We start from the raw sequence: 10,243 nt of genomic DNA on the forward strand, positions 1-10,243 counted from the left end.
GGCGTCCGGCTGATCAGCAGGATGACGCCGAGCAAGGTCAGCATGGCGATGCCGATCAGGATCAGCCGGTAGGCCGGATAGACGGTGAAGACGAGATCGAGCGTGCCCTCGATCGGCGGCGTCACCGGCTTGGCGCCGAGGCCGAAGGTCAGTTCCAGCCCTTGCTGCAGGATCAGGCTGACGCCCCAGGTGGCGAGCACGGTCGAGACAGGCCTGGAATAGAGATGGCGGATGATGGCGAATTCGAGGATACAGCCGACCACCGCGCCGGCGATGGGCGCGGCGGCCAGGCCCAGCCAGAACGAGCCGCCCATGCTCTGGACGAAATAGACCGCGAAAGCACCGACGGTGACGAACTCGCCATGCGCCAAATTGGTCACGTTCATCAGCCCGAAGCTGATCGCCAGCCCGAGCCCGACCAGCATCAGGATGCTGATCAGCGTCAGCGCGTTGAGCAGCGTGGTGATGAGAAAATCCATCGCGTCAGGCCGCGCTTGCGAGACGTTGGCGCAGGCCGGCGAGCAGCCCCTCTGCGGCATCGATCGCAGCAGCCTGGTGTGGCTGCAGATCCTGCCCAGCCCACTCGTCGATATGGTCCGACAGCGGATCGACCACTTCGGTACGGTGATTGGCCAGCGTCTCGATGACGGCATGGCCGCAGAACGGCACATAACCTTCGGAGTAGCCGCCCTCATGGGTCATGATCAGACGCCCTTGCGAGGTCTCGGCGGCCAGCGCCACCATGCGCGCGGCGAGCCGCCTGAAGCATTCGCTGTTGAGCATCATGCGGCCGAGCGGATCAAAGCCTGACGCATCGAAGCCGGAAGCGACGATGACGAGGTCCGGTCTGTAGGCGCGCAGCGCAGGTGCGATGACGCGGTCGAAAGCCGCTTCATAGGCGCCGGTGCCGCTGCCCCCCGGCAGAGGTATGTTCATGTTGTAGCCTTTGCCGGCATCTTTCCCGTTGTCGGCCAGCGCACCGCGCCCGGTCGGGTAGAGATTGTCCTGATGCACGGAAATGGTCAGCACCGACGGGTCGGAATAGAACACCGTCTCGGTGCCGTTGCCGTGGTGCACATCCCAGTCGACTATCGCCGCGCGCCCGAGCAAACCTTCATGCTGCAGCCGGCGGACAGCAACGCCGATGTTGGAGAACAGGCAGTTGCCCATCGCCTGGTCGGGTTCGGCATGATGCCCCGGCGGCCGCGCCAACGCATAGGCATTGTCGACGCGGCCGGTCAGCACCGCGCGCATGGCGGCATAGGTGGTGCCGGCAGACAGCAGCGCGATGTCGAAGCTGTTGAGACCGATCGGCGCCTGTGGTCCGGCGAAACCGGAGCCACGTTCGCTCAGCATGCGGATATCGTCGACATGGCGTTGCGTGTGCACGCGCAGCAGGTCCTCGATCGAGACTGGCTCTGGGATGATCGGCACCAGATGACGCGACAGGCCACTGACCTGGATGAGGTTGTTCAGCCGGCGCTTCGAGCCGGGCGATTCCAGATGGCGGCCGGGTTCCACGAAACGGCCGGGCGGCATCATGTCGGCGCTGGGGCCGGTGTCGTGCCACATCAGCTGTTCGTGAAAAACGTAGCCTGTCGCCATCCGCAGCGTCCTCCGAAAACCAGGTGACGCTAGCAGGCTGACGATCATGTGGCCCGACCCGAAAGAGGGGTTGTGCCCGTTATTCTATACCCCTCCCTTCGGAGGGGGATGGGCGCCTGCTGACCCTTGCGCGGCGCGCACCGCCTGCACCCGGTTGGATACCGCAAGCTTGCCGAAAATGTTCTTCAGGTGCCATTTCACCGTGGTTTCGCTCACCGACAGCGCCAAGGCGATATCGCGATTGGACATGCCCTCAGTGAGATAGCGCAGCAGTTCGGCCTCGCGCTGGGTGAGCTGTTCCTTCTCAGCGGCTGGTGCGGCCAGCTTGCGAGTCGCGGCAGGCATTGTCTGCGCGGCGTCGATGATGCGCGTGGCATAGGCTGACAGTGCTGGATCGGTCTTTGCCTGGGCCGCACGCAGCCGCATCAACCCGTCGATAACAGGCCTTCCCTCGTCGACGAAGGAACGGATGAAGCCTGACGGCTGAGCAAGACGAAGTGCTTCGAGAAGATAACGGTCCGCCACGCGTTGGTCATGGGTGGCGCTGACTGCCTTGGCGCGCAGGATCAGCGCGAGGATATGGCGGCGCATGCGCCCGCTGCTTTTCGTTCGCACCAACAATTCGTCGAAAATTCGGGCGGCCGCGGCATAGGATTTCTCGGCCGTCAGCAGGCGGCCTTCGGCGAAGAACTCGAACTCGTTGGCTGTGGTGATGGCCATCGAAGCCTCGGTCCCTTCGCCGCGATGCTCGGTCAGCAGCGCGCGCGCCTCAGCATTGCGGCTCTGGTCGAGCAGCACGCGTATGCGGTCATGCACGATCATCGATGCCAGGCGGCGATACACCGTGCCGCGCACGCGTTGATAGACGCGCTCCAGCATATCCAATGCCGCTTCGGTGCGGCCCGTCAGCTGCAGCACGCGGGCATAGGTCGGCACGCTGGCCAGGGGATAGACGATGACCGCCGCGCCTTCGATCTGCGGTCCGAGATTCTCGACCAGCGTCAACGCCTCGCCCGACGCATTGGTCTCGTAGGCGAGTTCGGCAAGCAGCGTTCCGGCTAGGGCTTCGGCATAGGAGTTTGCACCGATCCGCGCCCTGGCTTCGATGATGGCGTTGCGCAGCAGCCGCTCTGCGGCGGGCAGGCGGCCCGCCGAACGCTCGATCACGGCCATGTAGCAATTGGCGATGGTGACGCCGAGCAGGCTGCCGCTTCGCTCGTGCGCCCGTCGTGCCGCGTCGATGGCGGCGCGGGCACCTTCGAGGTCGCCCAGCGCATAGAGGTTGTAGCCTATGACGTTGGCGGTCGCGCCCTCCATGAACCAGGCATCGGGCGCGATGACGCGCAGGGCCGCAAGGGCTGTGTCGCGCGCCTGATCGAACTGCTCCAGCGTGCTGTGCACGGCAGCGGCGAGGACCACGAGCTCGGCCTTTATCGTCGTGCCGGTCATGGTGCCCGGGTCACTGCCGTCGGCCGGTCCGGCCTCGACCAGCTTGCGCGCGTTGCTAAGCGTCTGCTGCGCAATCTCGGGTTGGCTGCTGTGCACCGCCAGCCACAGCACGACGAGTTGCAGCCGGATGCGCTGGTCAATCAGCGTCCTCGGCAGCAGCGCAAGCAACTGACGCACATAGAGGAGCTGGCACTGGGCGATGAGGTCGAGCGCATTGTTCTCGACGAACACCGCCGCGCGGGCCTGGTCGCCGGCGGCCAACGCGTGCCCGATCGCCTCTGTCAGCATCTTGCGCTCGCCGAACCATTCGGCGGCCGCCAGATGCAGCGGCGCGATCATCTCCGGTTCGCGCCGCTCCATTTCTCGGCTGAGGAAATCGCGGAACAGATGATGGTAGCGGAACCAGCGCCGTTCTTCGTCGAGCGGCACCAGGAACAGGTTGCGCGTCTCGATCTCGGTAATCGCCGCCTCGGCATCGGCCGCCCGCATCACCGCTCGGCAGGCCTCGGCACTGAAGCGTTCGAAGATCGAACTGTAGAGCAGGAATTTTGCGATTGCCGGCGGCAGTTCCAGGAACACTTCGCCCATCAGGAAGTCGGCGACGTTTCGGTTGGCGCCGGTGAAGTTGCCGATGACGGTTTCGGGTGCATGTGCGGCACTCAGCGACAGCGAGGCCAGTTGCAGGCCGGCGGCCCATCCTTCGGTGCGCGAGCACAGGGTTTCCACCGCACCGCTGCTGACGCTCAAGCCCAGCTTGTCGTTGAAGAAGGCTTCCGCTTCTGACGAGGCGAAGCGCAGATCGTCCGGGCCGATTTCGAAGACGTCGCCAAGCACCCGGAGCTTGCCGAGCTGCAGGTCGGGCAGGCTGCGCGAGCCGATGACGAAGGCGACGTTTGCCGGCGCCTGCCGGGTCAGACGCTCCATGAACCGCTTCACCGCCGGCGCCTCGACGGCGTGGTAATCGTCGAAGAACAGGGTGATGTCGGCCTGGCGCGCCGCCAGACCCGCCACAAGTGCCGAGAGCACGACATCGAGCTGGGGGATCGGGCTCGACTGGAAGGCAAGATCGAGTTCCGCCGGACTCTGGACCAGTTGGCGCAGCGCGCCCACCAGATGCGACAGGAAGGCGCCCTCGTCATTGTCCGTCGCTTCGCAAGACAGCCAAGCGGTCAGCCGACCGTGGCGCGCGACTTCCGCGGCCCATTGCGCCATCGTCGTCGATTTACCAAAGCCGGCGGGCGCGGCGAACAGCACGATGCGCGTGTCGATATGGCGCTCCAGCGTCGACAGGATGGTCTCGCGGCGAACCCATCGGCGATGGTGCGGCGACGCTTGGCTGACGGATTGCGGGGCTGTTCTCATCTAGGTCCGCGCAACTTGTCGCTTTTCCGGGGAAAGCGCGGCTCCCTTGCCATTGCTCCACTCCGTTTCGATCAGCGGAATCTGCGGTGCGGCATCGCGCGGCAAGGTTCCCTTGATCCGGGGATCGTCGACGATCTCAAATCCGGTCGCGAAGGGCACGAACCCGCAGGCACTGTAGAACCCGATGACACTGTGATGATCGAAGCTGCTTGTATGCAGCCAGATGCGGCTCGGGTTGAGACACCATGCGAGGTCCAGTGCCCCGGCCATCAGCCGTTTGCCGAAACCCCTGCCGGTCAGGGACGGGAACAGGCCAAAATAGATGATCTCGATCTCGCTGCTGTCGGCGACGAAGAATTCGACCATACCGAGATGGGCGCCGGTCTCGTCATGGCCGTAGTAGAGATGCTGGCGCGGGTCGGCGAAATGCGAGGTGATTTCGGCATCGGACATTTCGGAAACACGGTCCCAAAGCCAGGGCGCGCCGATCTCGAGGAAGATCGCCCGATAGGAAGCGCAGTCGGGCGTCGTGATCCGTGTCATGGCCAAGGGGTGCGCGAGATCGGGCTGCGGAGAGCGCGCCTCCATCCACGTCACCGCATTGGCAAGCTTGCCCGCCGGCAGGCGATGGTAGCCGATGGCGAGATCGGTGATTTCGGCCTGCATCGTGTCTTCGGTGATCAACGCATTCCCCGTCATGTCTTCCAGAGATAGCAGTATCGGCTTGCTGCATCCGATGCCAACTCCCCAAGACCATGGCAGCATCGAACGGCAAACCCTGGACTGAAAGTTTGGCGCGTATGCCTCTTGCATTTCACAGGAATGGCATATGAGATATGATACACCATTCAGAAGAAAGTGAAATATGATGCCTGAGCGGATTGCGGACGAGGCCATTCTGAGCGCGGTCGATGACGGCTTCGCGCGGCAGGTAGCGTTTCTGCAAGACCTCGTGCGTTTTCCTTCGCAGCGTGGCGAGGAACATGCCGCACAATCGTTCATGGCGGCTGCCTTTGAGGCTGACGGCTATGCCGTCGACATGTGGCGCGTCGATGTCGATGCGATTCGCGACCTGCCGGGTTTTTCACCCGTGGCAGTTTCTTATGACGACGCCTTCAATGTCGTTGCCACGCATACGCCGCGAAACGCGACCGGCCGCTCGCTGATCCTCAACGGCCATATCGATGTCGTTCCGACCGGACCGCTCGACCGCTGGGTGCGCGATCCCTACGACCCGGTGATCGAGGACGGCTGGATGCATGGCCGCGGCGCCGGCGACATGAAAGCCGGCCTGTCCGCCTGTCTCTATGCGCTGACCGCCTTGCGCAGCCTTGGCTATCAGCCGGCCGCGAACGTTTACCTGCAGTCGGTGGTCGAGGAAGAATGCACCGGCAATGGCGCGCTTGCCTGCGTGCAGCGCGGCTACCGCGCCGACGCCGCCTTCATTCCCGAACCGCTGGAGCCGAGGCTGATGCGGGCGCAGGTCGGGCCGATCTGGTTCCGGGTCGAGGTCGACGGCGACCCGCAGCATGCGTCGGGTGCATTTTCGGCCGGGGCCAATGCCATCGAAAAGGCATTTGTCATCATCCAGGCGCTGAAGCAACTCGAAATCGTCTGGAATGCGCGCAAGGTCGACGACAAGCATTTCCGTGATCACCCGCACCCGATCCGCTTCAATCTCGGCAAGATCGAAGGGGGCGAATGGACATCGAGCGTTCCGGCGCGATGTGTCTTCGAGATGCGCGTCGCCACCTATCCCGGCCAGAGGCTCGAAGACGCGAGAGCCGAGCTCGAGGCCTGTATCGCCGAAGCGGCGCGTGCCGATCCGTTCCTGGCCAATCGTCCGCCGAGCCTCACCTACAACGGCTTCATGGCCGAAGGCTATGTGCTGGAGGGTGCCGACGAGATGGAATCCGTGCTGCGCCGCAGCCATACCGCCGTCTGGGGCGAGCCGCTGACGGAACACGTCACCTCGGCGACGACGGATGCACGCTTCTTCGGCCTCTATGCCGACACGCCGGCGATCGTCTATGGCCCGATCTGCCGCATGCCGCATGGCTATGACGAGGCCGTCGATCTCGACTCGGTGCGCAAGGTCACCCAGACCATCGCGCTGTTCATCGCCGACTGGTGCGGGCTCGAACCTATCGAGGCTAAGCCATGAATTCGGCTGTCCCCGATGCATTCGGCGAAACACTCGCCGAGGACGCGCCTGATGTTTCGGCGGCCGAAGCGCTCGCCATCCTGCGCCGGTACTATGGGCTGACCGGCACCGCGCGTCCGCTGCCTGGCGAACGCGACCACAATTTCCACATCCAGGCCGACGGCGAGCGTGAGTTCGTTCTAAAGATCTCCCATCCGGCGGAAGAGGCCGGCTTCACCGATTTCCAGAACAAGGCGCTCGACCACATCCTTGCAGTCGACCCCATCTTGCCGGTTCCCTCGGTGCGCAAAAGCCTTGAAGGCGAGCCGCAATTTGCGGCCAGTGTTGGTGGATCGGCGCCGCGCATCATCCGGCTGGTGACTTATCTGCCCGGTCAGCTGCTGTCGCGCTCGCCGACTTCCGATGCGCAGGATCGCAATCTCGGCGTCTTCCTCGCCCGCCTTGGCCGGGCGCTGCGCGGTTTCTTCCACCCGGCCGCCGGCAGCGACCTGCTCTGGGATATCCGTAAGGTCGCCAAGACGCGGCCGATGATGGCGCATATCAGTGACGTTGGCCGGCGGGCGATGGTCGAGCGCGCGATCGACTCCTTCGAGCAGCATGCGGCGCCGGTCATCCCGACCCTGCGCGCGCAGATCGTCCACAACGACATGAACTCCTACAATGTGGTGATGGACGCGTCGCGGCCGGAGGTCGTCAGCGGCATCCTCGATTTCGGCGACATGATCCATTCGCCGCTGATCTGCGACCTCGCCATCGGCGCCGTCTATCGCTGGCCGGCGCAAGGCCATCCGCTGGCGCCGGCCGCGCGCTTCGTCGCCGGCTATCAGTCCGTGCAGCCGCTCGAGGAGGAAGAGATCAGCATTCTCTTCAATCTGATCCGTGCCCGCCTTGCGCTCATCGTCAACATCGCCAGTTGGCAGGCCGAGCGCTTCCCGGCCAAGCGCGACTATGTGCTGCGCCTCGCCACCGAGGTCTGGGCCTCGCTTGAAAAGCTGGATGGTCTGTCATCCACCGATGCCCGCCGCTATTTTCTCGACAATTCCAATCCGGAGTAAATGCTCGTGTCCCAGTCCTCGCCATATCCTTCAAATGCCGACGCGGCTGCATCGGAGCGCGCGCTGCTCGAGCGCCGCGCCAGGCTGCTCGGGCCGACTTACCGCGCCTTCTACCGCAACCCGATCCATCTGGTGCGTGGCAGCGGTGTGTGGCTCTACGATGCCCAGGGTCGCAGATTCCTCGACGCCTATAACAACGTCGCCTCGGTCGGACACTGCCATCCGCGTGTCGTCGAGGCGCTGTCGGCGCAGGCCGCCACGCTCAACACCCACACACGCTATCTCAGCGAGATCATCCTCGACTACGCGGAGAAACTTCTCGGCACCGTGCCGGCCCACCTCGGTCATGCCATGTTCACCTGCACCGGCAGCGAGGCCAACGACCTCGCCATCCGCATCGCCCAGCATTCCAGCGGCGGCACCGGGGTGATCATCACCGACTTTGCCTATCACGGCGCCACCATCGCGACGGCGCAGCTGTCGCCGGCGGCGGTCGGGGCAAAGGGCGTGCCCGCGCAGCACCGCACCGTGACAGCGCCGGACACGTTCCGCGACCATGGCCGGGCCGCGCATGATTTCGCCAGAAATGTCGCGGCCGCCATCGAAGATATGCGCGCAAAGAATATCCGGCCGGCAGCGCTGCTTCTCGACTCGGCCTTTTCCAGCGACGGTATTTTCTTTCCGGATGCGGCGGTGATGCGCGAAGCGGCGGATCACATCAAAAAGGCCGGCGGCATCATCATCGCCGATGAAGTCCAGTCCGGCTTCGGCCGGCTTGGCCAGGGAATGTGGGGTTTCGCCAATTATGGAATCGAGCCCGACATCATCACGATGGGCAAGCCGATCGGCGATGGGCACCCGATGGGTGCCGTGCTGGTGCGGCCGCAACTTGTCGCCTCCTTCGGCTCGAACACCGGTTACTTCAACACTTTTGGCGGCAATCCGGTCGCTGCCGCCGTCGGCCTCGCCGTTCTGGAGGTGATCGAAGGTGAAGGACTGATCGAGAATGCGCGCAATGTCGGCGCCTATACGGCTGAGCTGCTGCGCGCCCTGCAGAGCCGGCGTGGCGCGGTCGCCGATATCAGGCACAACGGCCTTTATTTCGGTGTCGAGCTGACGGCGGACGGTGACGAGGCGCTGGCCGCCACCAAGACATCGGCGGTCGTCGAAGCCATGCGCGAGGACGGCGTGCTGATCTCGTCCTGCGGTCCGCGCGGCAATGTGCTGAAGATCAGGCCGCCACTGCCGTTTGCCAGGGACAATGCCGAGCAACTGGCCGAGACGCTCGATCGCGCGCTGTCGAACTGGTGATCGGGCCGATCGCATGCTGAAGCTCGAACATCAAACCCTGAATGACCGCGCTTATGGCGCGCTCAAGCAGGAGTTGATTTCAGGCGGCTTCAGCCCGGGGCAGACGCTGGTTATACGCAAGCTCGCCGAGACGTTCGGCATCTCGACCACGCCAATCCGCGAGGCGCTGCAGCGGCTTGTCGCCGAGCGACTGCTCGAGATGCAGAACAACCGCTCGGTCATCGTGCCGTTGCTGTCCGCGCCTGCCTTCGAGGAACTGACGCGCATCCGTATCGCCGTCGAGGGACTGGCGGGCGAGATGGCGGCGACCAGGATGAGCGAAAGCGGACTGGCTGACATACAGGCGACGCTCGCCGGCATGCAGCGTGCCATCGAGGCCAGCGACGCCAGGGCCTATCTCTCGTTGAACGAGGCGTTCCACTTCGCCATCTACCAGCATGCCGGCGCGCCGATCCTTTTGAACATGATCCGCGACCTCTGGGGGCGGGTTGGGCCTTATCTCAAGCTGCTGATGCAGGCCGATCGCTACATCCCGCACTCCAACGACGCGCATCGCAAGATCGTCGCCGCACTGGAGCAGCGCAGCGGCCCCACTGTGCGGGTCTTCATAGAAGAGGACATCGCGATGGCGGCCGCCGTGCTGTCGGCAAACCTTGACGCTGCCAGGTAGCCGTCGGCCTAGCTCGTCCCGTCCAGCCGGTCGCGCAGCATGCTCCAGCCGAGCAGCATGTTGGGCGCGTGCCGCAGCAAGGCATGGAACGGGATTGGCGCCGGCGACGCAAAGGGCAGCGGCAGGTCGCGGGCCTCGGTTCCAGAGGCCCAGTCCGCCAGCACCTTGCCCATCGCCGTGGTCATCGCGATGCCGCGGCCGTTGCAGGCGCGTCCGGCGATCAGGCCCGGACCGAGGTCGATCAGGTGCGGCAGGAAATCCGGTTCAACCGCTGCCATTCCCGACCAGCTGTAGGCAAGCGGCGGCAGGTCGGGCAGACCGAGATGCCGACCAAGCCTTCGCCAAATCGTCTGCGGTACGCGCGTGTCGGCACCAGCGCCAAGGATGTTCATGCCGCCGCTGATCAGCCGGTTTTCGGCGTCGAAGCGGAAGGTGAACAGATTGCGTCTGGTGTCACCGACGCCTTGCCCGCCGGGAAGCAACCGGCTGCGTACTTCACGGGGCAATGGCGCTGTCGCGATCTGGAAGACTTTCAGCGGGAAATAGGTTCGCTGCAATGACGGATTGAGGGACCAGCCATAGGCGTTGGTGGCGATCAGCACCTTGCCGGCGCGTACTGAGCCAGAT

General features: G+C 64.4%; 8 protein-coding genes and 1 pseudogene. 4 read left to right on the top strand and 5 right to left on the bottom strand.

Going from position 1 to position 10,243, the window contains the following annotated elements; translation table 11 throughout:
- The 4 genes and pseudogenes from EN893_RS07065 to EN893_RS07080 form a co-directional block, all read right to left on the bottom strand.
- Positions 1-479, bottom strand: a pseudogene (locus EN893_RS07065) (branched-chain amino acid ABC transporter permease); the annotation flags it as partial.
- 4 nt (positions 480-483) lie between these two features.
- Positions 484-1,605, bottom strand: coding sequence for a class II histone deacetylase (locus EN893_RS07070; RefSeq protein ID WP_127267844.1), 1,122 nt, complete (start codon positions 1,603-1,605; stop codon positions 484-486).
- Between the two features lie 84 nt (positions 1,606-1,689).
- Positions 1,690-4,416 (bottom strand): LuxR C-terminal-related transcriptional regulator, encoded by a 2,727-nt coding sequence (locus EN893_RS07075; protein WP_127267843.1) that lies wholly within the window; start codon positions 4,414-4,416, stop codon positions 1,690-1,692.
- Positions 4,417-5,115 (bottom strand): GNAT family N-acetyltransferase, encoded by a 699-nt coding sequence (locus EN893_RS07080; RefSeq protein ID WP_127267842.1) that lies wholly within the window; start codon positions 5,113-5,115, stop codon positions 4,417-4,419.
- Between the two features lie 169 nt (positions 5,116-5,284).
- Between EN893_RS07080 and EN893_RS07085 the strand changes: the two genes are divergently transcribed.
- From EN893_RS07085 to EN893_RS07100, 4 genes are read left to right on the top strand one after another with little or no spacing between them, the layout of a single operon-like run.
- Entirely contained in the window at positions 5,285-6,580 is a 1,296-nt protein-coding gene (locus tag EN893_RS07085) for an ArgE/DapE family deacylase (protein ID WP_164748646.1), read from the top strand.
- Positions 6,577-7,635, top strand: coding sequence for a phosphotransferase (locus EN893_RS07090; protein WP_127267840.1), 1,059 nt, complete (start codon positions 6,577-6,579; stop codon positions 7,633-7,635). Before EN893_RS07085 ends, EN893_RS07090 begins: the two co-directional genes overlap by 4 nt.
- On the top strand, positions 7,636-8,946 hold the full coding sequence (locus EN893_RS07095; protein ID WP_164748645.1) for an aspartate aminotransferase family protein: 1,311 nt from the start codon (positions 7,636-7,638) through the stop codon (positions 8,944-8,946).
- A 13-nt stretch (positions 8,947-8,959) separates the two neighbouring features.
- The gene (locus EN893_RS07100; protein WP_127267839.1) at positions 8,960-9,616 is read left to right on the top strand and encodes a GntR family transcriptional regulator; all 657 of its coding nucleotides are present in this window, start codon (positions 8,960-8,962) and stop codon (positions 9,614-9,616) included.
- An 8-nt stretch (positions 9,617-9,624) separates the two neighbouring features.
- Here EN893_RS07100 and EN893_RS07105 read toward each other — a convergent pair.
- Positions 9,625-10,243, bottom strand: a 619-nt coding sequence (locus tag EN893_RS07105) for an FAD-binding oxidoreductase (protein WP_164900745.1), incomplete at its 5' end; no start/stop codon positions are given.

Source organism: Mesorhizobium sp. M7A.F.Ca.CA.004.04.2.1, from assembly GCF_004022825.1.
Lineage (GTDB): Bacteria > Pseudomonadota > Alphaproteobacteria > Rhizobiales > Rhizobiaceae > Mesorhizobium.